This window comes from Streptococcus sp. 9.1(2021) (genome assembly GCF_030466425.1).
GTDB lineage: Bacteria > Bacillota > Bacilli > Lactobacillales > Streptococcaceae > Streptococcus > Streptococcus wuxiensis.
On sequence record NZ_JAGQFU010000001.1, the window covers coordinates 240,908 to 263,625 of the forward strand.

Below are 22,718 nucleotides of genomic sequence, written 5' to 3' on the forward strand. Positions count from 1 at the left end.
CTACAAGATTTTTCGAATAATCAATTGAGAACAAAAAGGAGAAGGACATGGCAGAATTTACATTTGAAATTGAAGAACACTTACTCACTTTATCTGAAAACGATAAAGGATGGACCAAGGAAATCAATCGTGTCAGCTTTAATGGAGCTCCAGCAAAGTTTGACATTCGTAGCTGGAGTCCTGATCACACAAAGATGGGGAAAGGAATCACGCTCTCAAACGAGGAGTTCCAAGTGATGGTAGATGCCTTCAAGAATCAATAAGCGTTCATGCAAACATAAATGAAAAGAGGAAGGGAAAAAATTCCGACCTCTTTTTTATTTTTGTGAAAAGTAAGGTTGGCTACTAAGGCGTTGAAGGAGTGGTCGTCCGATAAAACTGATGGCAATAATTTTTGCAAGATCAGGAATGATGAAGGGAATGACGCCGACAGCGAGAGCCTTGTCAATAGGCATACCAGCAAGGAAGTGGAGGCTGAGGATACCACCGACAAAAACAAGTGAATCACCCAAGAGATTGGCTAGGAAGATACGTACAACACCACTATTTGTGTGTGTTAGATAAGATGCAAGTCCTGCATAGACTAGGTCAAACCAAAGATAACCAGCGCTTGGTCCAACTAAAACATGGAAACCAGCTCCACCGCTAGCAAAAACGGGAAGTCCAATAGCACCAAGCAAAAGATAAAGTCCTACAGAGAGAACAGCTTCCCTTGGTCTAAAAACAGTAGCAATGAGCCCGATTGCAAAGTTTTGCAGAGTAAATGGAACAGGTCCAATTGGAATGCTAATTTGGGCTAATACTGCAATCAGTGCAGCCCCGATAGCTGGGATAGCGTAAATGTGTGCTTTTTTCAAAATAGTTAACCTCTTCTATAAATTATAGTAACTATTATACTGGATGAGATAAAATTGTCAACCTATTTTAAAATAAAAGGTTACAAATTTGTAACGGCCGATTGAGATAAAAAAAGAGACCAAGGGGTCTCTCTTTTCTTTTAACGCATGGTCACAAATTCTTCTGAGCCGGTCGGGTGGATAGCGACAGTAGCATCAAAGTCTGCTTTTGTAGCTCCCATCTTGATAGCGACTGCGAAACCTTGGATCATTTCATCGACGCCATAGCCGATACCATGAAGTCCAACTACCTTTTCGTCTGCACCAGCTGTAACGAGCTTGAAGCGAGCTTCTTGACGGTGACTAGTAACGGCAGAATACATAGATGCAAATTTTGAAGTATAGACTTTGACGTTTTCTTGGCCGTACTCTTTGATAGCTTCTTCCTCAGTCAGACCGACTGTTCCGATTGCTGGGTGTGAAAAAACTACAGTTGGAATAGTCGTGTAGTCCATTTTAGCATTGGTTTTACCGTTGAAAAGTCTCTCGGATAGGGTACGACCAGCTTTGATTGCGACAGGAGTTAGTTCCTTTTCACCTGTGACATCCCCAAGAGCATAAATACCTTCAACGACTGTGTTCTGGTATTCATCAACCTGGATAAAGCCACGTGAATTAAGAGTAACACCTGCTTTTTCAAGTTGAAGTCCTTCAACGTTTGGACGGCGACCAGTTGCCCAGATAACTTGACTGGCAGTATGAGTGCTGCCATCTTCGAAATGAATGGTAATGCCTTGTTCAGTTTCTTCAAGTTTAGCAGGAACCTTGTGAGTGTGGAGTTTTAGTCCAGTATTTTCCATTTCTTGAACCAAGCTCTCAACAATATAGCTATCAAATCCACGTAGCGGACGTTCACGACGTACGAAAAGATCAGTCTTTACACCAAGTGTATGGAGTACACCAGCTAATTCGACGGCAATGTAACCAGCACCTAGAATAGCCACCGATTCAGGCAACTCTTCCCAGGCGAAGACATCATCTGAGCTACCACCAAGTTCAGCACCAGGAATAGCAGGGATATGAGGATGAGCTCCAGTCGCAATCACAATATGCTTAGCGTGGATCAATTCGCCATTAACGCTGACAGTATGAGCATCGACAAACTCGGCACGTCCTTCAATCAAATCAACTCCGTTGCGCTTGAAGCTTCCATCGTAAGACGAGCGAGCACGGTCAATATAGGCTTCACGATTCTTACGAAGAGTTGCATAATCAAATCGATTCCCAGTATTTGTGAATCCATAGTCAGGTCCATATTTGTGGATACTCTCTGCAATTTGGGCTCCATACCACATGATTTTTTTAGGGACACAGCCGAGGTTGACACAAGTTCCACCTAATTTCTTTTCCTCAATAACTGCCGCCTTAGCACCATGTTCACCAGCACGATTCATGGTAGCAATTCCCCCGCTACCTCCTCCGATGGCAATAATATCATATTCTCTCATAAGAAAGCTCCTTTAGTTGTTTTCTAGTCATATTCTATCTTTTTTTGGAAGTCAATGCAAAAATCTGCTACGCTTAAATTTCTTAAGAAAATGCTTGCAAAAATAAAAAAGAAGTTGTATTATATAACTAACACAACAATAAAAGATTTGACAATTATTTTTGGATGGTCAGAAAGCAATTGTCCATTTTTATGACTTGTGCTATAATCTTAATATATGTTTATAAAAGAGGTATGGATATGAAAAAGAAGTCAAAAGCTAAAAAATGGCCCCTATTTACAGCTATAGGAGTTACGTCAGTTCTTGTAGTAGGAGCAGCTGCTGTCCTTCTATTGAGACACCCAAATCAAGCTGCAACACAAGACGAAACTGCAAAAGTCGTTCTTGCCAAAGAGGGATCAGTGGCTTCATCGGTTCTCTTATCTGGTACTGTAACAGCTCAAAAAGAACAATATGTTTATTATGATGCTAGTAAAGGTGACTTGGATGAGGTTTCGGTCTCTGTAGGAGATAAGGTAAGTGAAGGCCAAGCCCTTGTTAAGTATAGTAGTACAGAAGCTCAGGCTGCCTATGATGCTGCCAGTCGTGCGGTTGCGAAAGCTGATCGTCATATCAATGAATTGAACGAGGCTCGAAATACTGCTGCAGCAACACCTGTACTCCCTCAAGCAGGGATTGAAGGCGCTACGGACCAAACTCAAGCGCAATCTTCTACATCAGCTACAGCTTCTATTGATTCACAAATCAGTGATGCCCGTGATGTTCGTGCAGACGCAGCGGCACAACTTGAAAAAGCCCAGGCTCAGTTGGATGCCGCTACAGTTTTGAGTACTGTAGAAGGTACAGTTGTTGAAGTCAATCGTAATGTTTCGAAATCTCCAACAGGAAATAGCCAAGTATTGGTGCATATCGTTAGTAACGACAACTTGCAGGTCAAGGGAGAACTTTCTGAGTACAACCTTGCCAATCTATCTGTAGGCCAAGAAGTTACCTTTACTTCTAAGGTTTACCCAGATAAAACTTGGAATGGTAAGATTAGCTATATTTCAAATTATCCAAAGAACAGTAGTGAAGCAAGCAGTAGCTTAGCTGGTTCAAACACAGGTTCTAAATATCCATATACGGTCGATGTAACTAGTGAAATTGGTGATCTGAAACAAGGTTTTACTGTCAGTGTCGAAGTGAAAAGCATGAGTAAAGCATTGCTTGTTCCTATTACAAGTATCGTCATGGAAGAAGATAAAAACTATGTTTGGATCCTTGATGAAAATCAGAAGGCCAAAAAAGTTGAAGTTGGATTGGGCAATGCAGATGCAGAAAACCAAGAAATCACATCTGGTCTGACAGATGGAGCAAAAGTCATCAGTAATCCGACAGCTTCCTTGCAAGAAGGAAAAGAGGTGAAGACTGATGAAGCAACTAATTAACCTCAAAAATATCTGCCGTAGTTATCGAAATGGTGATCAAGAGCTTCAAGTTCTCAAAAACATTAACCTTGAAGTTCACGAGGGAGAATTCGTGGCTATCATGGGACCATCTGGTTCTGGTAAGTCCACCCTCATGAATACCATTGGTATGTTGGATACCCCTACAAGTGGTCAGTATTTTCTAGATGGAAAAGAAGTAGCTGGTTTGGGTGAAAAACAATTAGCCAAGGTGCGAAATCAAGAAATTGGCTTTGTCTTTCAACAATTCTTTCTCTTGTCCAAAATGAATGCTCTCCAGAATGTCGAACTTCCCTTGATTTATGCGGGAGTTTCAGCTTCAAAACGTCGCAAATTAGCAGAAGAGTATCTGGAAAAGGTTGAACTGACTGAGCGTAGCCATCACTTACCTTCAGAGTTGTCAGGAGGTCAGAAACAAAGGGTGGCCATAGCGCGTGCACTCGTTAACAATCCTTCTATCATCTTGGCAGATGAACCTACTGGAGCCTTGGATACTAAAACAGGAAATCAGATCATGCAACTCTTAGTTGAATTAAACAAAGAAGGAAAAACCATCATTATGGTTACGCATGAGCCTGAAATTGCTGCCTACGCTAAACGTCAGATTGTCATCCGCGATGGAGTCATTTCGTCTGATAGTGGACTAGTAGAAAAGGAGGAAAACTAAGATGCAGAATCTGAAATTTGCCTTTTCATCTATCATGGCCCACAAGATGCGTTCCTTCTTGACCATGATTGGGATTATCATAGGTGTATCCTCTGTTGTAGTTATCATGGCCTTGGGTGACTCTATGTCTCGTCAGGTCAATAAAAACATGACCAAGTCTCAAAAAGACATTCATGTCTTTTTCTCACCTACCAAGAGTAAGGACGGTTCCTTTACACAAAGACAATCTGCCCTGACCTTGTCTGGCGGTCAAGAAGAAGATTTTGTTGAACCACCAAAACCTCAAGAAGCTTGGGTTAAGGAAGCTGCAAAGCTCAAGGGAGTAGATAGTTATTACGTAACCAACTCAGCCAATGTGACCTTGACTTATAAGGATAAAAAGGTCGAACACGCGAACATGACGGGTGGGAATGTCACCTATATGGATGCGGTCGAAAATGAAATCATTGCAGGTCGTGGACTTAAAGCACAAGATTATAAAGATTTTGCAAGTGTGATCATTTTAGATGAAGAGCTTGCCAATAGCCTTTTTGGTTCTGCAAAAGAAGCCCTCAACCAAATTGTTGAAGTAAATGAAATCAGTTACCGTGTTATTGGTGTTTATGCAAGTAAAGAAGCTAAGGCTGCGAAAACATTTGGAGTCGGAGGACTTCCAATTACGACCAATATTTCCTTGGCAGCTAATTTTAACACAGACGAGATTTCAAATATTGTCTTCCGTGTTAACGATACCAGCTTGACTCAGACTTTAGGACCAGAGTTAGCAAGAAGAATGACAGAGATTGCAGGTCTTCAACAAGGGGAGTATCAAGTTGCAGATGCGTCTGCCGCCTTCCAAGAAGTACAACAACTCTTCGGCTTTATAACTACGATTATTAGTGCCATTGCAGGGATTTCCCTCTTTGTTGGTGGTACTGGTGTTATGAACATTATGCTTGTTTCGGTGACAGAGCGTACCCGTGAGATTGGTTTACGGAAAGCACTAGGAGCAACACGGGCTAATATTCTGGTTCAGTTCTTGATTGAATCCATGATTTTAACCTTATTAGGTGGATTCATTGGTCTACTGCTTGCTGCAGGGGTGACTATGCTTGCAGGTGTTCTTCTTCAAAACATGATTGCAGGAATAGAAGTTGGTGTATCCATCCCAATCGCTCTCTTTAGTCTAGCGGTCTCAGCTAGTATCGGTATGATATTCGGTGTTCTACCAGCCAATAAAGCCTCTAAGCTTGATCCTATCGAAGCACTTCGCTATGAATAAGACAATCAACAGGAAAAACGAGATGGACGCTTGTCTATCTTGTTTTTTGTATGGATTTCTCTATCGAAAATCACTAAAAATGTGGTATAATGAAGTGTTAGAAAAACAGGTTTCATTAGCCTGGAAAGGAAATATTATGTCTGAAAAGAATTTTTATATTACAACACCGATTTACTATCCATCTGGTAAACTTCATATCGGTTCTGCCTACACAACTATAGCATGTGATGTCTTAGCACGTTACAAACGCCTGATGGGCTACGATGTCTTTTATCTGACTGGTCTTGATGAGCATGGCCAAAAGATTCAACAAAAAGCAGAAGAAGCTGGCATCACGCCTCAAGCCTATGTTGATGGTATGGCAGTTGGAGTTAAAGAACTCTGGAAATTGCTTGATATCTCATATGATAAATTTATCCGTACTACAGATGATTACCATGAAAAAGTGGTAGCACAAGTTTTTGAACGCTTGCTTGCTCAAGATGACATCTACCTAGGTGAATACTCTGGCTGGTACTCAGTATCCGATGAGGAATTCTTTACAGAAAGCCAACTTGCGGAAGTTTTCCGTGATGAAGCTGGAAATGTGACGGGTGGTATCGCTCCATCAGGTCACGAGGTTGAATGGGTTTCAGAAGAATCTTATTTCCTTCGCCTCAGCAAATACCAAGACCGCTTGGTCGAATTTTTCAAATCACATCCTGACTTCATCACTCCAGATGGTCGCCTTAATGAAATGCTACGTAACTTCATCGAGCCAGGTTTGGAAGACTTAGCAGTATCTCGTACAACCTTTACCTGGGGTGTACCAGTCCCATCAAATCCGAAACACGTTGTCTACGTTTGGATCGATGCCCTTCTTAACTATGCGACAGCTCTTGGTTATGGTCAAGATGAACATGGTAACTTTGATAAGTTCTGGAATGGAACAGTCTTCCATATGGTTGGAAAAGACATCCTTCGTTTCCACTCCATCTACTGGCCAATCCTTCTTATGATGTTGGATGTTAAATTACCTGACCGCTTGATTGCTCACGGTTGGTTTGTCATGAAAGATGGCAAGATGTCTAAGTCTAAAGGGAATGTCGTTTATCCTGAAATGTTGGTAGAGCGCTATGGACTCGATCCACTTCGTTACTACCTCATGCGTAGCCTTCCAGTTGGTTCAGACGGAACCTTCACTCCAGAGGACTATGTAGGTCGTATTAACTATGAATTGGCAAATGACCTCGGAAACCTCCTCAACCGTACGGTTTCAATGATTAACAAGTACTTTGATGGTCAAATCCCTGCCTATGTAGAAGGTGTAACAGACTTTGACAATGAACTTGCTCAAGTGGCAGAACAATCAATCGCTGACTACAATACCTACATGGAAGCAGTTGACTACCCACGTGCGCTTGAAGCAGTCTGGACCCTCATCTCACGTACTAATAAATACATCGATGAGACAGCCCCATGGGTACTGGCTAAGGACGAAGCGCACCGAGAGCAATTGGCAAGTGTTATGAGCCACTTGGCAGCTAGCCTTCGTGTCGTAGCACACTTGATTGAGCCATTTATGATGGAAACCAGTCGTGCAGTCTTGACACAACTTGGTCTAGCAGAAGTTTCTAGCCTTGAAAACTTGAGCTTGGCTGATTTCCCTGCAGGTGTGACTGTAGTGGCCAAAGGAACACCAATCTTCCCACGTCTCGATATGGAAGAAGAAATCGCCTATATCAAGGAACAAATGGAAGGCAACAAGCCTGCCGTCGAAAAAGAGTGGAACCCAGATGAAGTCGAACTCAAACTCAACAAGGAAGAAATCAAGTTTGAAGACTTTGACAAGGTTGAAATCCGTGTTGCTGAAGTAAAAGAAGTTTCTAAAGTAGAAGGTTCTGATAAGTTGCTTCAATTCCGCTTAGATGCTGGAGATGGTGAAGATCGTCAAATCCTTTCTGGTATTGCGAAATACTATCCAAACGAACAAGAATTGGTCGGCAAGAAAGTCCAAATCGTTGCCAACCTTAAACCACGTAAAATGATGAAAAAATATGTCAGCCAAGGGATGATTCTCTCAGCTGAACATGATGGCAAATTAACCCTTCTCACAGTTGATCCAGCTGTACCAAACGGAAGTGTGATTGGCTAAGATTTAAAAAGAACCAGATTAAACTGGTTCTTTTCTTTTGTAAGGTATCAGTTGATAAAAGTGGCATTCTGCTTTATAATGAAGAAAAGCGGAGGAAATTGCCATGAAATATATTCCATTTGGTCAAGAGAAAAGAGAATTGTCCGAAATCGTTCTAGGCATGATGCGAATCAGTGACAAATCGGTTAAAAAAGTGGAGGAGTTGGTTGAAACAGCCCTATCTGTAGGAATCAATGCCTTTGATTTGGCAGATATCTACGGTAGAGGACGTTGCGAAGAATTACTGGGTCAAGTGTTAAACAATCGTCCTGACCTGCGAGAAAAGATGTGGATCCAGTCCAAGTGTGGCATTCGCATAGAAGAATTTACCTATTTTGATTTTTCAAAAGACTATATTTTAGAATCAGTAGACGGGATTCTAAAAAGATTGCAGGTTGATTATCTAGATAGCTTTCTTCTCCATCGTCCAGATGCTTTGATGGAAGCTGATCAAGTGGCTCAAGCTTTTGAAATTCTACACAAATCAGGTAAAGTTCGAGACTTCGGTGTGTCCAATCAAAATCCTATGATGATGGAATTGCTGAAGAAAGAGGTCAAACAACCTTTGTCTATCAATCAATTACAACTAAGCGCAGCTTTCACGCCAGGATTTGAATCAGGTTTCCATGTCAATATGGAAGGTGACAAGGCAGCTTTGCGTGATGGTAGCGTCTTTGAATACTGCAAATTAAACGACATGGTTATTCAGGCCTGGTCAGTCTTGCAGTTCGGATATTTCAAAGGGAATTTTGTCGGCAATGAGAAGTTTCAACAACTAAACCAAGTCCTAAATCGATTAGCCTTAAAATACGGTGTAAGCCCATCAGCTATTGCTATCGCTTGGGTATTACGCTATCCAGCCAAGATGCAGGCAGTAGTAGGAACAACTAACCCTAAACATTTGATAGAAGCCAGCCAAGCAAGTCATGTCAACCTGACTCGAAAAGAATGGTATGAGATTTACCTCGCAGCAGGGAATGATTTGCCATAGGAAAAAATGCATTTTAAGAAATCACAGTCAAAAAGCCGTTGAAAAACGGTTTTTTGTTATAATGAAATTAAGATTTATAGATAACAAAGGAGAAAAACATGACATTCGAAGAAATCCTTCCTGGACTAAAGTCTAAGAAGAAATATGTGCGTACTGGTTGGGGTGGGGCTGAAAACTATGTACAGCTTTTTGATACCATCGAGCAAAATGGTGTCGCCCTTGAAGTGACACCCTATTTCCTCATCAACGTATCTGGTGAAGGAGAAGGTTTTTCTATGTGGAGTCCAACTCCTTGTGATGTCTTAGCGACGGATTGGGTAGAAGTCCATGACTAAACGTGTATTGATTACAGGCGTTAGCTCAGGGATTGGTCTGGCTCAAGCTCGACTCTTTTTAGAAAAAGGTTATCAGGTTTTTGGAGTGGATCAGGGTGACAATCCTGATTTACAGGGTGACTTTCACTTTTTACAACGTGATTTAACGCTTGACTTGGAACCAATTTTTGACTGGTGTCCTCAGGTGGATGTTCTCTGCAATACAGCTGGAGTTTTGGATGACTATAAACCTTTACTAGAACAATCTGCTCAGGAAATCCAAGAAATTTTTGAAATCAACTATGTGACTCCAGTAGAGTTGACGCGACATTATCTTACGCAAATGCTAGAGAATAAAAAAGGGATCATCATCAATATGTGTTCCATTGCTTCAAGTCTGGCAGGCGGAGGTGGGCACGCCTATACCTCTTCTAAACATGCCTTAGCAGGCTTTACCAAGCAATTAGCTCTAGACTATGCTGAAGCTGGGATTCAGGTCTTTGGCATTGCTCCTGGTGCAGTTAAGACAGGTATGACCGCTGCCGACTTTGAACCAGGTGGTCTGGCAGACTGGGTAGCCAGTGAAACACCCATCAAACACTGGATTGAGTCAGAGGAAGTGGCAGAAGTTAGCCTCCTCCTAGCAAGTGGAAAGGCAAGCGCCATGCAAGGACAAATCTTGACTATTGATGGTGGCTGGAGCTTGAAGTAGGAGAATCTGATGGAAATCAAAAATCACTTTGGGGTATACGGAGTCTGTCTTCAAGAGGGAAAACTGCTCTGTATTGAAAAAACAAGAGGCCCCTATCAGCATCGTTTTGACCTACCAGGTGGTAGCCAGGAAGTAGGGGAGGGACTGACTGAAACCCTCAAGAGAGAAGTTCTGGAAGAGACGGGTTATATGCTTAGTCAGTATTCAAATCCTAGGATTTATGATGTGCTGGTTCATGAAGAAGGGCAAGACTTCGCAGTACACCATATTATGGCCTTTTATGATATCGTACTCGATTTCGAAGGCTCTCAAAAATTCCTACCTCATGAAGTTCTTGATGGAAGTAATGATTCAGCAAATGCCATTTGGCTTCCTCTTGAGCAGTTGACCGAAGAAAATGCCTCACCCTTAGTATTGAAGGTGAAGGCAGAGTTACGAGGATTTCCAGAATTAGAACTGATAAGCTATAAGAATTGGAAGGTAAAACATGCAAAATCAACTGGCTTTTAGTGGCGAAAGAATTGATGAAAAAGTTTATCCACATTTATTGCACCACGTCGGCTTGATTCGTGGGGAATACTTGCTAAGAGAGCTCAATCAAAACATACTATTACCAAATTGTCAGCAATTTGTGAAAGATTATCTAGACACTATTTGTCATTTGTACTCAGATGAAGAAGTTTGGTATCGCTTTTCAGAGTTAACAAATGCAGAAGCAAATAGTCTAGACGGGACTAAAGAGTATTTTGACGAACGCCACCCCTTATTTGGATACAGAGGTATCAGGCGTTTGTTGGCGTGTCCAGATGAATTTCAGGCTGAGGCAAATGTCGTTACAGATGTTTATCAAAATAATCCCAATTTGTCTGTTATTTTTTCTTTTGTTAATGATGCCGACCAATTAAAACGAGCTATTACATTGTTACGTCAGCATGGTTTTACTGGAAAAGTTGGCACAATGATTGAATTGCCTTCAGCTTATTTTGACTTGGACAGGATACTGGAAACTGGCATTTCAAAGATTGTAGTGGGAATGAATGATTTGACTTCATTTATTTTTGCGACTGTAAGAAACAGTCAATGGCATGATATGGAAAGTCCCATTATGTTAGAAATGCTGAGACAGATGCAGGATAAAGCAAGGATGAAAAAGATAGATTTCGCTGTAGCAGGCTATCTGAATCCTTCTTTCATACAAAAAATGAATCAGATGGGGATTGAGTGCATTATCCACTACAGTTCTATTCCGGAGATTTTTAATTTAGATATTGACTATCCAGATCATCTCAAACGTGTAAAAGAAGAAAGTAAAAAAATACAAAGGAGAACTCATGACACCGCAAGAAATGTGGAATGCATACAAGAAAATCAATACCTCTATCGGTGATGAGATAGACGCCTGGGCTTTTGGAGTAGAGGCAGATCTCTTGGCTGATTTGGTTCTAAGAGGCGAAAAAACAGCAACAGCCTCAGCTTACGATCTCTACGCATTAGAGGACGAACCTCTTCCACAAGAAGGGACCTTTGATATTATTTTAGACAGCCAAGACCAGGCTGTCTGCATTGTCGAAATTACAAAGGTTTCTGTTCAGCCTTTCTATCAAGTGTCAGCCGACCATGCCTACAAGGAAGGTGAAGGCGATAAATCCTTAGCCTATTGGCGTCAGGTTCATGAAGACTTTTTCAAAGACTGCTTAGGAGAAGCAGGTCTGACGTTTACACCTGACAGTAAGGTGGTTTTAGAAGAATTTCGTAAGGTCTACCCCTTGTAAAAAGCAGACATAAGAAAGTTTTGGAAATCATTATCCAAAGCTTTTTTCTGACTTTAAATGATAAAACGAGCAAACAAAAAGCGGACAATCATGTCCGCTTTTTTGAATCTAGCAAGTGAAGTTCTGGATAAAGTATATCAAAGATGTTTATCTTTTGAATCCCTATTCATATCACTTCTACATTGGTTGATTATTTTTTACGATAATGTAAAACTGTTCCTACAGCTACGATAAGCATTGCAACACCAGCAACAGAAACAATTAGGCTATTACGTTCACCAGTGTTCGGAAGTTCTGGTTTGTCCCCAGTTGTTGAAACTGTTGTAGGTTCTCCAGTAGTTGTAGTGGTTGTTGAACCATTAGCTTCAGGAGTTGTTGTTTTCGAAGTTGAAGCTGTTGTATCTGCAGTTGGAGCTGTTGTCTCTGAAGTTGAACTTTCAGTAGTTGTAGTTGTTGTAGAGCTTGATTCTTCACTACTATTTTGACTAGTTGGCTCTTCAGGAGTTGTAGTAGTTGAAGTTGAAGTCTTAGGCTCTTCAGTCGTAGTTGTAGTGGATGAAGTTGTAGACTCAGGAGTCGTAGTTGTAGTAGATGAAGTTGTAGATTCAGGAGTCGTAGTTGTAGTAGATGAAGTTGTAGACTCAGGAGTCGTAGTTGTAGTGGATGAAGTTGTAGACTCAGTAGTTGTAGTGGATGAAGTTGTAGACTCAGTAGTTGTAGTAGTAGATGTCGTAGTCGTTGTTGAAGTTGTTGTGGTAGTAGATGTAGTCGTTGTTGAAGTTGTTACATCACTATTGTAGACTTGTGCATCTGCTGAAGCAGCTTTGTTAACCCAAGTGTTTTCTTTGGCTACAGCTTTTTTGTGTTGATCACTTGTAAGAGAAGCAACATTTGTTACGCTCTTAATTTGATCAGCATGTTGTAGAAGTGTTTGGTATGATAGGGTAATTTCGTCTGTAGATGCAACTTTAAATTGGTCGCTAACCTTAGTCAAATCAAGTTTAAATCCATGTTCTGTCCACTCGATGTATGGTTCTAATGCAAGACCAGACATTGATACTCCGTTAACAACTAGAGTTTTACCATTGACTTTCAAGTCAAATGATGCTGGAAGGTATGTTCCACCTTTGAAGTATTGAGACACATCTTGACCTTTAGCAGATTTAATACGGCTATAGTCAAGTGCAGGAAGGTTAGGCATTTGGTCAGTAAAGACGATGCTTGAAGCAGCTTCTTTCTTGTCAACAGCATTGTTTACTGAGATGTGCCAGAACAAGAAACCATCAGTAGTCTTATCAGTTACTTCTAGGGTATCTCTCCAGTCTGGAATTCCTGTAGGTCCCCAAATTTTTTGAGCATGTTGCAAGTTAGTGTTATCTGTACCACCAGAATTATACTTCTTAATCGGAAGTAGGACTGGTACTGGACCTTGTCCAGAACGTCTGACAATTGCAGATTCTGAGCCGATTTTAATGGAGCGTTCTTGGTCTTGACCAGTGGTGTTATCTCCATCCCATTTATACCAGAATGATACGTTTCCTTCAGCCCCTTTATTCCCTCCTTTTACAAAGGTAATAGTCAGAGTCTTACCGTCATCTGATACTTTTCCTGTTGCAATTTCTTCGCCACTAGCGTTTTTCATTGAGCTAAAAGCGGAAGAAGCAAACTTAACGTCCTCTGGCATAGAAATTGTGAATGTATCACCGACTTCTACGCCACCGTCAATTTCCCAGTGATATGAAATCTTTTCGCCTTCAGTTGTCACTTGAGAAATTTTCACTTGGCTGGTTAATTCTTTTGCTTGCGTTCTATATGCACCGATAGAAATTAGAAGTGCAAGAGCCGCAAATGCAGAAAAAACAGCAAAAAATAGCTTTTTCATTGATCCTCCTTTTTATAGTTGATTTACCAAACAAGACAATTTTAGCACTAACATATTAAGCGGTCAAATAATACGACTTAACAATTTTTATAAAACATCTTTAGAGTTTAGAGTAATGAAGAGATGAAAATATTGTAAAAATCATTTCAATCCTTCTTTCTATTTAAAAATATGATAAAATAGGTATGTTTGAACTAGAGCATTCGCTCAGAAATTTAGAATAGGAGAATATGATGCAAGCAGTAGAACATTATATCGAAACATTTGTTCCTGAACATTATGATTTGTTTTTAGACTTGAGTCGTGAGACCAAGACTTTTTCAGGAAAAGTAACCATTACTGGTCAAGCTAAAAGTGACCGTATTTCCCTTCACCAAAAAGATTTGGAAATTGCTTCAGTTGAAGTAGCAGGTCAAGCTCGTCCATTTACAGTTGATAACGAAAACGAAGCCCTTCATATCGAACTTGCAGAAGCAGGTTCAGTTGAATTGGTTATAGCTTTTTCAGGTAAAATCACAGACAATATGACAGGAATCTATCCATCATACTACACAGTTGATGGAGTTAAGAAGGAAGTCTTGTCTACGCAGTTTGAAAGCCACTTTGCCCGCGAAGCCTTCCCATGTGTGGATGAGCCAGAAGCTAAAGCAACCTTTGACCTAGCGCTTCGTTTTGACCAAGCAGAAGGCGAACTTGCCTTGTCAAACATGCCGGAAATCGATGTTGAAAACCGCAAAGAAACTGGCATCTGGAAGTTTGAAACTACACCTCGTATGTCTTCTTACTTGCTAGCTTTCGTAGCTGGTGATTTGCAAGGGGTAACTGCTACAACTAAAAATGGTACCTTGGTAGGTGTATACTCAACCAAGGCCCATCCACTTTCAAACCTTGATTTCTCACTAGATATCGCTGTTCGTTCTATTGAATTTTACGAAGACTACTACGGAGTCAAGTACCCAATCCCTCAATCTCTTCATATCGCCCTTCCTGACTTCTCAGCAGGTGCTATGGAAAACTGGGGTCTCGTAACCTACCGTGAAGTCTACTTGGTTGTGGATGAGAATTCTACCTTTGCCAGCCGTCAACAAGTAGCCCTCGTCATTGCTCACGAGCTTGCTCACCAATGGTTCGGTAACCTCGTAACTATGAAATGGTGGGATGACCTCTGGCTCAACGAAAGCTTCGCCAACATGATGGAATACGTCTGTGTGGATGCGATTGAGCCAAGCTGGAATATCTTTGAAGATTTCCAAACAAGTGGAGTACCAGCCGCTCTTAAACGTGATGCAACTGATGGTGTTCAGTCTGTTCACGTCGAAGTCAAACACCCAGATGAAATCAATACACTCTTTGACTCTGCAATCGTTTATGCTAAAGGAAGCCGTCTCATGCACATGCTTCGTCGTTGGCTAGGAGATGCTGATTTTGCTAAAGGCTTGCACGCTTACTTTGAAAAACACCAATACGGAAACACTATTGGTCGTGACCTTTGGAATGCCCTTGGTCAAGCATCAGGCCGTGATGTAGCAGCCTTTATGGATTCTTGGTTGGAGCAACCTGGTTATCCAGTTTTGACTGCTACAGTTGAAAATGATGTTTTGAAGATCTCACAAAAACAATTCTTCATCGGTGAGCATGAAGACAAGAACCGTCTTTGGGTAGTACCCCTTAACAGTAACTGGAAAGGTTTGCCAGATACACTCGAAACTGAAAGCATAGAAATTCCAGGTTATGCAGCTCTTCTTGCTGAAAACAAGACAGCCCTTCGTCTCAACACTGAAAATACTGCCCACTACATTACTGACTATCAAGGTGAATTACTGGATTCTATCCTTTCAGAATTAGTTGAACTTGATAATACAAGTAAGCTTCAAATCGTCCAAGAACGTCGTTTGCTTGCTGAAGCAGGACATGTATCATATGCAGACTTGTTGCCAGTACTTGATAAACTTGCTAAGGAAGAGTCTTACCTGGTTGTTGCTGCAGTTTCTCAGGTTATTTCTGCCCTTGAGCGCTTTATCGATGAAGGAACAGAAGCTGAGAAAGCCTTTAACACTCTGGTTGCTAAATTGGCCCGTCACAACTATGAACGACTTGGTTTTGAAGCGAAAGACGGAGAATCTGATGAAGATGAATTGGTTCGTCAATTGACCATTTCTATGATGATTCGTTCAAATGATGAAGAAGCTAGTCAGGTAGCAAGTCAAATCTTTGCAGCCCATAAAGACAATCTTGCAGGACTTCCAGCAGCCATTCGTTCTCAAGTTCTCATCAATGAGATTAAACACAATGAGACTAAGGACTTGGTTGCAACTTACCTAGACCTATACACTCATGCAACAGATGCAGTTTTCAAACGTCAATTAGCAGCTGCGCTTGCATACAGTACAGATGCAGAAAACATCCAAACTCTTCTTGCAACTTGGAAGGACAAATTTGTCGTGAAACCACAAGACCTTTCAGCATGGTACCTCCAATTCCTTGGACACCAAGCTACCCAAGAAACTGTTTGGGTTTGGGCTCGTGAAAACTGGGATTGGATCAAGGCAGCCCTTGGTGGAGACATGAGCTTTGATAGCTTTGTCATCTTCCCATCACACATCTTTAAAACAGAACAACGCTTGGCGGAATATAAAGCCTTCTTTGAACCACAACTTTCTGACCTTGCCCTTAGCCGGAACATCGGTATGGGAATCAAGGAAATCGCAGCACGCGTTGAATTGATTATGCGTGAAAAAGCAGCGGTTGAAGCAGTTGTTGCACAATATGGCAAGGCTTAAAAACTTTTTGACTAATTAGTATATAAAAACTCAACTTTCTCATAGAAAAACAAGGAAAGTTGAGTTTTTTTTAAGATATTTTTGCTATAATGGTTATAATAAGGAGGAATTTTTGATGATCAAAATTCTATTAGTGGAAGATGACCTAGGCCTGTCAAATTCAGTCTTTGATTTTTTGGATGATTTTGCGGATGTCATGCAGGTTTTTGATGGAGAAGAAGGTCTTTATGAGGCTGAAAGTGGTGTCTATGACTTGATTCTATTGGACTTGATGTTACCAGAAAAAAATGGTTTCCAAGTCTTAAAAGAACTACGTGAAAAAGGTGTTTCGACTCCTGTTCTCATCATGACAGCCAAGGAAAGTCTTGATGACAAAGGACATGGGTTTGAGCTGGGAGCAGATGATTATTTAACCAAACCATTTTATCTAGAAGAACTCAAGATGCGTATTCAGGCCCTCCTCAAACGCTCAGGGAAATTTAACGAAAATACCTTAACGTACGGTGATTTGACAGTCAATCTATCTACTAATGAAGTTAAGGTTCAAGATACCTCTGTTGAGCTGCTTGGTAAAGAATTTGAACTATTGGTCTATTTCCTCCAAAACCAAAATGTCATCTTACCAAAAACCCAAATCTTTGACCGTTTATGGGGATTTGACAGTGACACAACCATTTCCGTTGTAGAAGTTTATGTATCAAAAGTTCGTAAGAAATTGAAAGGTTCAGCTTTTGCTGAAAATCTCCAAACTTTGCGTAGTGTTGGGTATATTTTAAAACATGTTTAAGAAATTAAAAAAGAATTGGTACGCAGAAGATTTTAGCTACTTTATCCGTAATTTTGGTGTGTTCACCCTAATTTTCTCTGCCATGACCTTAATTATCTTGCAGGTTATGCACTCCAGTCTCTACACATCAGTGGATGAGAAACTGCTATCTCTCAGCAACAATCCTCAGGACATCATTCAATTGGCGGTCAATCGTGCAACTGAAGACGTTAAGGATTTAGGTAGTGGCAGTGTCGCTTCAGCATCTGATAAAAAGCCAAATGTAAGTTCCAATACTGAAGTAATTTTGCTAGATTCAAATTTGAATCAATTAGTGACTGGCAATCGTTTTTTAGGATTAGACAGAATAACTTTCAATAAAAAGGATTTAAACCATATCCGACAACTTCATGTTGTGAATAGCTACGGTCAGGATGAGATTTATCGGGTGGTCTTAACGGAAATGAATATTGATTCTGTTTCGACTAATATTAAGTATGCTGCTATCCTGATTAACACAAGCCAACTAGAGCAAATTAGTCAAAACCACGAGCAGTTAATCGTGGTGGTAATGGCAAGTTTTTGGATTCTATCTATCTTAGCCAGTCTTTATCTTGCACGTGTCAGTGTTAAACCCTTACTTGAAAGTATGCAAAAGCAAAAAAGTTTTGTGGAAAATGCCAGTCATGAATTACGGACTCCGTTGGCAGTTCTTCAGAACCGTCTGGAAACTCTTTTTAGAAAACCAGAGGCGACTATTATGGAGTCAAGTGAGAGTATCGCTTCTAGTTTGGAAGAAGTTCGAAATATGAAGTTTCTAACAACTAACCTTCTCAATCTGGCACGTAGAGATGATGGAATCAAGCCTGAGTTTGGAGAGGTAGAGCCAGACTTCTTTAATACAACCTTTACTAACTATGAGATGATTGCATCCGAGAATAATCGTGTTTTTCGTTTCCAAAATCGTGTTCATCGCACCATTATCACGGATAAACTCCTCCTCAAGCAATTGATGACCATTCTGTTTGACAATGCGGTCAAGTATACAGAAGAAGAAGGAGATATATATTTTGAGATTTCAACGAAAGAACGAAGCCTCTATCTAACGGTAGCTGATAATGGAATCGGTATTTCTGCAGCCGATAAAAAGAAAATCTTTGATCGTTTTTATCGCGTTGATAAGGCACGTACACGGCAAAAGGGTGGTTTCGGTTTAGGCTTGTCTTTAGCTAAGCAGATCGTCGATGCCTTAAAAGGCTCTATCAGTGTGAAAGATAACAAACCTAACGGAACAATTTTTGAAGTCAAGATAGCTATCACAACACCATCAAGACGAAAGAATAAATAAAAAAAACCTTCGATTTATCGAAGGTTTTTATTTGAATTTTTTCTTGATAAAAGTGCGCTGAAATTGTAAAGCTACAAGACTGAGGCCAATAGCCAAAGCAAATGATAAAACAGTGTTCAATTTAAGCGATAAGAACATAAAGCTAAAGATAGCTAAAAAGACACAGAAGCAAGCAATGTTTACAAAAAATAGGACTTCCTTTACACTAGCAACAGAAGTATTTTCCGGGACATAATCTTGAAACTGAGTAGTTTTTATACTTTCTTGTTCTAACTCATACGGGTGTAGTTTTCTTGCGGGCATATTTCTCTCCTTAACAGTACATTACTATTTTATCATTTTTTAAAGAGAGAATTATTACAGGATTGTTACAAATTGCATAAAATCTGTTATCAAGGACAATTTCGGAATTCTTGACATGCTAATGGGAAAATGATAGTATGAGTAAACCGTTTAAACTTTATCATTTTCTCATATTATATACAAGGAAAATTTGATGGTTGAAACGAATAAAAATCATACACAGATGCAAATAAATTCAGTTTTGAAGTAAGGACAGGATTCTTTTAAATTGATTCTAGCTGTTCATGACGAGATAGTTTTCTATCTTTAGTGCTATGGTAAAGAGGAGATTTGTTTCCTCAACAACAGAATACTTAAAGGAGATTGGCATGTATCTTGCTTTCAAAGAAATTTTACAGAATAAACTGCGTTACAGTTTAATTCTAACAACCATTTTTCTCATTGCTTTTATGGTCTTTTTTATGACTAGTTTGGCTCTCGGGCTTGTTCGAAATAACAGGGCTGCTATTGATAATTGGCAAGCAACAGGAGTTGTGCTATCCGATTATGCAAATGATAATTTAACTGCATCCTTTATACCAGAAAAAGACTACAAAGATAAAGTGTCTGGGTATGCTGTTCCCCTAAGCTACATGTTTGCGGTGACAAACCTTGTCGATAGTAGTGACAAAATGAATGTCTCTATTTTTGGTCAAGAATGGGACAGCTTTATCTCGCCAAACTTGATTGAAGGGCGTTACCCAGAAAACGACCAAGAAGTGGTAGTGGATCAGTCTTTTGAAAATTACGGTATCAAACTCGGGGACGCTATTCAACTCAACGGAAGTGAGACAAGTTTTAAGATTGTAGGTTTGACCAGAGAAAATAAATTTTTCACGGAACCTGTTATCTTTACAAGTTTAACAACGTATTGGGATTTACAAGGAATAACAAAAGGCAATCGTTCGATCTCCGCATTGGTATTGCAAAATGATGTAGAAGTGACTGGCGATGGTTTGAAGCAGATTTCTATTCAAAAAATGATTTCTAAAATTCCTGGCTATACCCCTCAGGTCAATGTATTCTCAGGAATGATTCTAGCTATGATTGTCATTACAGGTCTGATTGTAGGAATTTTTATCTACATCATTACCATTCAAAAATTAGGCCTTTATGGAATTATGCGAGCGCAAGGGATTCAGATAAAATCCATCGTATGGTCCCTTTTCTGTCAAATCTTTCTCTTATCTGGTTTGGGTATAGGATTGGCTTTATTAGCCATTTGGGCTGTTATTTTAGTCTTACCTGCAACCTTCTTTTTCTACCCTAGTTGGTTGGCATACTTTGTGTTAAGCTTGGTCATTTGCTTGATGGCACTACTAGGTGGCGTCATTTCCCTTCCGCGTCTACTTAAAGTAGATCCAATTACAGCGATTGCAGAATGATAAGGAGAATGATATGACGACATTAATTGAGATGATTCAAGTGACAAAAACTTATGGCGAAGGCATTATGAAAGTTACAGCTCTGCATGAGACCAATTTTCAGCTAAACGCTGGGGAGTTTGTAGCGATTGTGGGGCCTTCTGGATCAGGTAAAACAACTTTTTTAACGACTCTAGGCCAACTTCAGGAAGCTTCAAGTGGAAAGATTCTAGTAAAGGGAAAAGAGACTGGGCATTTATCTGAAAAAGAAAAAACGGATTTGCGCTTCAGAGAATTTGGTTTTATCCTCCAGGCTTCAAATCTGATTCCCTTTTTAACGGTTAAGGAGCAATTAGATTTAATTGACCGTTTGGATAAAAAGAAATCTATAAAAAGTAACCGACAAGAGTTATTCAGTTTGTTGGACTTGGAAAAGGTTCAAAATCACTATCCCAAAGCTCTCTCTGGTGGTGAACGCCAACGAGCTGCAATTGCTAGAGCCCTTTATAATAATCCTAGTATCGTACTTGCAGACGAGCCGACAGCTAGCTTGGATACACAACGTGCTTATCAAGTGACGGATATGTTGGCTTCAATTGCTCATGAGCAAGGCAGGGGAGTTGTCATGATTACTCATGATACTCGCTTACTAGATAAGGTTGACCGTATTTATGTGATGAATGACGGACGACTTGTTGAAAAGACACAAGCATAAATCTAAAAAGTGAACTGTTATTGGTACGGTTCACTTTTTTTAAAAATTTGGACTAACAAGACCCACTTTTCTATATAGCTGATTTTTTGGAAATGTGGTATAATTTTCTCTATGGAAAAGATTATCATTACAGCAACTGCTGAAAGTATTGAACAAGTAAAACAGCTACTTGAAGCTGGTGTCGACCGCATTTATGTCGGTGAGAAAGATTTTGGTCTTCGTTTGCCAACGACCTTTAGTCATGAAGAATTGCGTGAAATCGCAAAAATTGTTCATGATGCCGGTAAGGAATTAATCGTTGCGGTCAATGCTCTTATGCACCAAGACATGATGGACCGTATCAAGCCCTTCTTGGACTTTTTAGAAGAAATCAAAACGGACTATATCACAGTTGGGGACGCAGGTGTCTTTTATGTGGTTAACCGTGATAACTATTCTTTCAAAACGATTTACGATGCCTCAACCATGGTCACAAGCAGTCGTCAGATTAACTTCTGGGGACAAAAAGCAGGAGCGTCAGAAGCAGTTTTGGCGCGTGAAATCCCATCTGCAGAACTTTTCAAAATGCCTGAAATTTTAGAAATTCCTGCTGAGGTCTTGGTATACGGTGCTAGTGTCATCCACCATTCGAAGCGTCCACTCTTGCAAAACTACTATAATTTCACACAGATTGATGATGAAAAATCTCGTCAACGTGACTTGTTCTTGGCTGAGCCAAGTGACCCAGAGAGCCATTATTCTATCTTTGAAGACAAACATGGGACTCATATCTTTGCTAACAATGACCTTGATTTGATGACCAAATTGACAGAACTAGTAGAGCATGGTTTCACTCATTGGAAGCTTGAAGGTCTTTATACACCTGGGCAAAATTTTGTAGAAATTGCAAAACTCTTTATCCAAGCGCGCGATTTAATTCAAGAAGGTAACTTTACACATGACCAAGCCTTCTTGCTCGATGAAGAAGTTCGCAAGTTGCATCCTAAAAATCGTTTCTTGGATACTGGATTTTACGACTATGACCCTGATATGGTTAAGTAAACATCACAAAACCCGACATAAAATGTTCGGGTTTTTCTAGTGCAAGGATGAATTTGAAGCGTATTCATGATATAATAGAAGTAGCTCTATTTGGAGGTGTATAAGTGGAAAATCTGAAAAAAATGGCAGGGATTAAAGCTGCCGAGTTCGTCAAAGATGGTATGGTTGTCGGGCTTGGAACAGGCTCAACTGCCTACTATTTCGTAGAAGAAATAGGTCGTCGTATCAAGGAAGAGGGCTTACAGATTACAGCTGTAACGACTTCTAGTGTGACCAGCAAGCAGGCAGAAGGACTCAATATTCCTCTTAAGTCAATTGATCAAGTGGACTTTGTAGACCTGACAGTTGATGGTGCAGATGAAGTAGACAGTCAGTTTAACGGAATCAAAGGCGGTGGTGGGGCCCTTCTCATGGAAAAGGTTGTCGCAACTCCATCTAAAGAATATATCTGGGTAGTTGATGAAAGTAAGTTAGTAGAGAAACTCGGTGCCTTTAAATTACCTGTAGAGGTTGTTCAATATGGTGCCGAACAGGTCTTCCGTCGATTTGAGCGAGCTGGCTATAAACCGAGCTTTCGTGAAAAAGATGGTCAACGTTTTGTGACGGATATGCAGAACTTTATCATCGACCTCGCCTTGGAAGTGATTGAAGACCCAATTGCTCTTGGACAAGAATTGGACCATGTCGTTGGTGTCGTCGAGCATGGCTTGTTTAACCAAATGGTGGATAAGGTCATCGTTGCTGGACAAGAGGGCGTTCAGATTTTAACTTCAACAAAAGCAAAATAATCAAAATAAAAAG

General features: G+C 40.3%; 22 protein-coding genes. 18 read left to right on the forward strand and 4 right to left on the reverse strand.

The window, feature by feature from the left end:
- The first annotated feature begins 47 nt into the window (after positions 1-47).
- Complete coding sequence (locus KBU52_RS01170) at positions 48-263, forward strand: YdbC family protein (protein WP_006151239.1); 216 nt, start codon at positions 48-50, stop codon at positions 261-263.
- Between the two features lie 54 nt (positions 264-317).
- Here KBU52_RS01170 and KBU52_RS01175 read toward each other — a convergent pair whose 3' ends face one another.
- Both KBU52_RS01175 and gor read right to left on the reverse strand, forming a co-directional pair.
- The gene (locus tag KBU52_RS01175) at positions 318-857 is read right to left on the reverse strand and encodes a biotin transporter BioY (protein WP_006153208.1); all 540 of its coding nucleotides are present in this window, start codon (positions 855-857) and stop codon (positions 318-320) included.
- A gap of 140 nt (positions 858-997) precedes the next feature.
- The gene (gene gor / locus KBU52_RS01180; RefSeq protein ID WP_254724043.1) at positions 998-2,344 is read right to left on the reverse strand and encodes a glutathione-disulfide reductase; all 1,347 of its coding nucleotides are present in this window, start codon (positions 2,342-2,344) and stop codon (positions 998-1,000) included.
- A gap of 239 nt (positions 2,345-2,583) precedes the next feature.
- Here gor and KBU52_RS01185 point away from each other — a divergent pair, with 239 nt between their 5' ends.
- The 10 genes from KBU52_RS01185 to KBU52_RS01230 all read left to right on the forward strand — a co-directional run bounded on the left by KBU52_RS01185 (position 2,584) and on the right by KBU52_RS01230 (position 11,679).
- Entirely contained in the window at positions 2,584-3,771 is a 1,188-nt protein-coding gene (locus KBU52_RS01185; protein WP_254724044.1) for an efflux RND transporter periplasmic adaptor subunit, read from the forward strand.
- Positions 3,755-4,456 (forward strand): ABC transporter ATP-binding protein, encoded by a 702-nt coding sequence (locus tag KBU52_RS01190; protein ID WP_254724045.1) that lies wholly within the window; start codon positions 3,755-3,757, stop codon positions 4,454-4,456. Before KBU52_RS01185 ends, KBU52_RS01190 begins: the two co-directional genes overlap by 17 nt.
- A 1-nt stretch (position 4,457) precedes the next feature.
- Entirely contained in the window at positions 4,458-5,717 is a 1,260-nt protein-coding gene (locus tag KBU52_RS01195; protein ID WP_036754215.1) for an ABC transporter permease, read from the forward strand.
- 136 nt (positions 5,718-5,853) lie between these two features.
- Positions 5,854-7,851 (forward strand): methionine--tRNA ligase, encoded by a 1,998-nt coding sequence (metG, locus tag KBU52_RS01200; protein WP_254724046.1) that lies wholly within the window; start codon positions 5,854-5,856, stop codon positions 7,849-7,851.
- Positions 7,852-7,954: 103 nt separating this feature from the next.
- On the forward strand, positions 7,955-8,881 hold the full coding sequence (locus KBU52_RS01205) for an aldo/keto reductase family oxidoreductase (protein WP_254724047.1): 927 nt from the start codon (positions 7,955-7,957) through the stop codon (positions 8,879-8,881).
- Positions 8,882-8,979: 98 nt separating this feature from the next.
- The gene (locus tag KBU52_RS01210; protein WP_006153235.1) at positions 8,980-9,216 is read left to right on the forward strand and encodes a DUF2829 domain-containing protein; all 237 of its coding nucleotides are present in this window, start codon (positions 8,980-8,982) and stop codon (positions 9,214-9,216) included.
- The gene (locus tag KBU52_RS01215; RefSeq protein WP_254724048.1) at positions 9,209-9,907 is read left to right on the forward strand and encodes a 3-oxoacyl-ACP reductase; all 699 of its coding nucleotides are present in this window, start codon (positions 9,209-9,211) and stop codon (positions 9,905-9,907) included. Before KBU52_RS01210 ends, KBU52_RS01215 begins: the two co-directional genes overlap by 8 nt.
- 9 nt (positions 9,908-9,916) lie before the next feature.
- On the forward strand, positions 9,917-10,417 hold the full coding sequence (locus KBU52_RS01220; protein ID WP_254724049.1) for an NUDIX hydrolase: 501 nt from the start codon (positions 9,917-9,919) through the stop codon (positions 10,415-10,417).
- Positions 10,395-11,294: a putative PEP-binding protein gene (locus KBU52_RS01225; protein ID WP_254724050.1), complete on the forward strand. Its 900-nt coding sequence runs from the start codon at positions 10,395-10,397 to the stop codon at positions 11,292-11,294. Before KBU52_RS01220 ends, KBU52_RS01225 begins: the two co-directional genes overlap by 23 nt.
- A complete protein-coding gene (locus tag KBU52_RS01230; RefSeq protein WP_254724051.1) occupies positions 11,239-11,679 on the forward strand; it encodes an ASCH domain-containing protein in 441 nt (146 codons plus the stop codon). Before KBU52_RS01225 ends, KBU52_RS01230 begins: the two co-directional genes overlap by 56 nt.
- Before the next feature lie 190 nt (positions 11,680-11,869).
- On the opposite strand, the gene KBU52_RS01235 is transcribed toward KBU52_RS01230, so the two are convergent.
- The gene (locus KBU52_RS01235; protein ID WP_254724052.1) at positions 11,870-13,561 is read right to left on the reverse strand and encodes an Ig-like domain-containing protein; all 1,692 of its coding nucleotides are present in this window, start codon (positions 13,559-13,561) and stop codon (positions 11,870-11,872) included.
- 233 nt (positions 13,562-13,794) lie between these two features.
- On the opposite strand from KBU52_RS01235, the gene KBU52_RS01240 reads away from it, so the two are divergent.
- The 3 genes from KBU52_RS01240 to KBU52_RS01250 all read left to right on the forward strand — a co-directional run bounded on the left by KBU52_RS01240 (position 13,795) and on the right by KBU52_RS01250 (position 18,455).
- Entirely contained in the window at positions 13,795-16,341 is a 2,547-nt protein-coding gene (locus KBU52_RS01240; protein WP_254724601.1) for a M1 family metallopeptidase, read from the forward strand.
- A 115-nt stretch (positions 16,342-16,456) separates the two neighbouring features.
- Positions 16,457-17,128, forward strand: coding sequence for a response regulator transcription factor (locus tag KBU52_RS01245; protein WP_254724053.1), 672 nt, complete (start codon positions 16,457-16,459; stop codon positions 17,126-17,128).
- Positions 17,121-18,455 (forward strand): cell wall metabolism sensor histidine kinase WalK, encoded by a 1,335-nt coding sequence (locus tag KBU52_RS01250; RefSeq protein WP_254724054.1) that lies wholly within the window; start codon positions 17,121-17,123, stop codon positions 18,453-18,455. The genes KBU52_RS01245 and KBU52_RS01250 overlap by 8 nt, the downstream gene beginning before the upstream one ends.
- A 27-nt stretch (positions 18,456-18,482) precedes the next feature.
- Here KBU52_RS01250 and KBU52_RS01255 read toward each other — a convergent pair whose 3' ends face one another.
- The gene (locus tag KBU52_RS01255; RefSeq protein ID WP_074324208.1) at positions 18,483-18,758 is read right to left on the reverse strand and encodes a DUF3270 family protein; all 276 of its coding nucleotides are present in this window, start codon (positions 18,756-18,758) and stop codon (positions 18,483-18,485) included.
- 368 nt (positions 18,759-19,126) lie between these two features.
- Between KBU52_RS01255 and KBU52_RS01260 the strand changes: the two genes are divergently transcribed.
- From KBU52_RS01260 to rpiA, 4 genes are all read left to right on the forward strand, one after another.
- Entirely contained in the window at positions 19,127-20,182 is a 1,056-nt protein-coding gene (locus tag KBU52_RS01260; RefSeq protein ID WP_254724055.1) for an ABC transporter permease, read from the forward strand.
- Between the two features lie 13 nt (positions 20,183-20,195).
- On the forward strand, positions 20,196-20,876 hold the full coding sequence (locus KBU52_RS01265) for an ABC transporter ATP-binding protein (protein WP_254724056.1): 681 nt from the start codon (positions 20,196-20,198) through the stop codon (positions 20,874-20,876).
- A gap of 111 nt (positions 20,877-20,987) precedes the next feature.
- Entirely contained in the window at positions 20,988-21,917 is a 930-nt protein-coding gene (locus KBU52_RS01270; protein WP_254724057.1) for a peptidase U32 family protein, read from the forward strand.
- A 104-nt stretch (positions 21,918-22,021) separates the two neighbouring features.
- The gene (gene rpiA, locus KBU52_RS01275) at positions 22,022-22,705 is read left to right on the forward strand and encodes a ribose-5-phosphate isomerase RpiA (protein ID WP_074324207.1); all 684 of its coding nucleotides are present in this window, start codon (positions 22,022-22,024) and stop codon (positions 22,703-22,705) included.
- Positions 22,706-22,718 lie beyond the last annotated feature (13 nt).

Coding starts and splice junctions, on each gene's coding strand:
- KBU52_RS01270 (WP_254724057.1), top strand. CDS start 20,988: ATGGAAAAGATTATCATTACAGCAACTGCTGAAAGTATTGAACAAGTA.
- KBU52_RS01230 (WP_254724051.1), top strand. CDS start 11,239: ATGACACCGCAAGAAATGTGGAATGCATACAAGAAAATCAATACCTCT.
- KBU52_RS01185 (WP_254724044.1), top strand. CDS start 2,584: ATGAAAAAGAAGTCAAAAGCTAAAAAATGGCCCCTATTTACAGCTATA.
- KBU52_RS01190 (WP_254724045.1), top strand. CDS start 3,755: ATGAAGCAACTAATTAACCTCAAAAATATCTGCCGTAGTTATCGAAAT.
- KBU52_RS01255 (WP_074324208.1), bottom strand. CDS start 18,758: ATGCCCGCAAGAAAACTACACCCGTATGAGTTAGAACAAGAAAGTATA.
- KBU52_RS01220 (WP_254724049.1), top strand. CDS start 9,917: ATGGAAATCAAAAATCACTTTGGGGTATACGGAGTCTGTCTTCAAGAG.
- KBU52_RS01205 (WP_254724047.1), top strand. CDS start 7,955: ATGAAATATATTCCATTTGGTCAAGAGAAAAGAGAATTGTCCGAAATC.
- KBU52_RS01240 (WP_254724601.1), top strand. CDS start 13,795: ATGCAAGCAGTAGAACATTATATCGAAACATTTGTTCCTGAACATTAT.
- KBU52_RS01265 (WP_254724056.1), top strand. CDS start 20,196: ATGACGACATTAATTGAGATGATTCAAGTGACAAAAACTTATGGCGAA.
- KBU52_RS01235 (WP_254724052.1), bottom strand. CDS start 13,561: ATGAAAAAGCTATTTTTTGCTGTTTTTTCTGCATTTGCGGCTCTTGCA.
- metG (WP_254724046.1), top strand. CDS start 5,854: ATGTCTGAAAAGAATTTTTATATTACAACACCGATTTACTATCCATCT.
- KBU52_RS01260 (WP_254724055.1), top strand. CDS start 19,127: ATGTATCTTGCTTTCAAAGAAATTTTACAGAATAAACTGCGTTACAGT.
- gor (WP_254724043.1), bottom strand. CDS start 2,344: ATGAGAGAATATGATATTATTGCCATCGGAGGAGGTAGCGGGGGAATT.
- KBU52_RS01225 (WP_254724050.1), top strand. CDS start 10,395: ATGCAAAATCAACTGGCTTTTAGTGGCGAAAGAATTGATGAAAAAGTT.
- KBU52_RS01215 (WP_254724048.1), top strand. CDS start 9,209: ATGACTAAACGTGTATTGATTACAGGCGTTAGCTCAGGGATTGGTCTG.
- KBU52_RS01210 (WP_006153235.1), top strand. CDS start 8,980: ATGACATTCGAAGAAATCCTTCCTGGACTAAAGTCTAAGAAGAAATAT.
- KBU52_RS01250 (WP_254724054.1), top strand. CDS start 17,121: ATGTTTAAGAAATTAAAAAAGAATTGGTACGCAGAAGATTTTAGCTAC.
- KBU52_RS01170 (WP_006151239.1), top strand. CDS start 48: ATGGCAGAATTTACATTTGAAATTGAAGAACACTTACTCACTTTATCT.
- KBU52_RS01245 (WP_254724053.1), top strand. CDS start 16,457: ATGATCAAAATTCTATTAGTGGAAGATGACCTAGGCCTGTCAAATTCA.
- KBU52_RS01195 (WP_036754215.1), top strand. CDS start 4,458: ATGCAGAATCTGAAATTTGCCTTTTCATCTATCATGGCCCACAAGATG.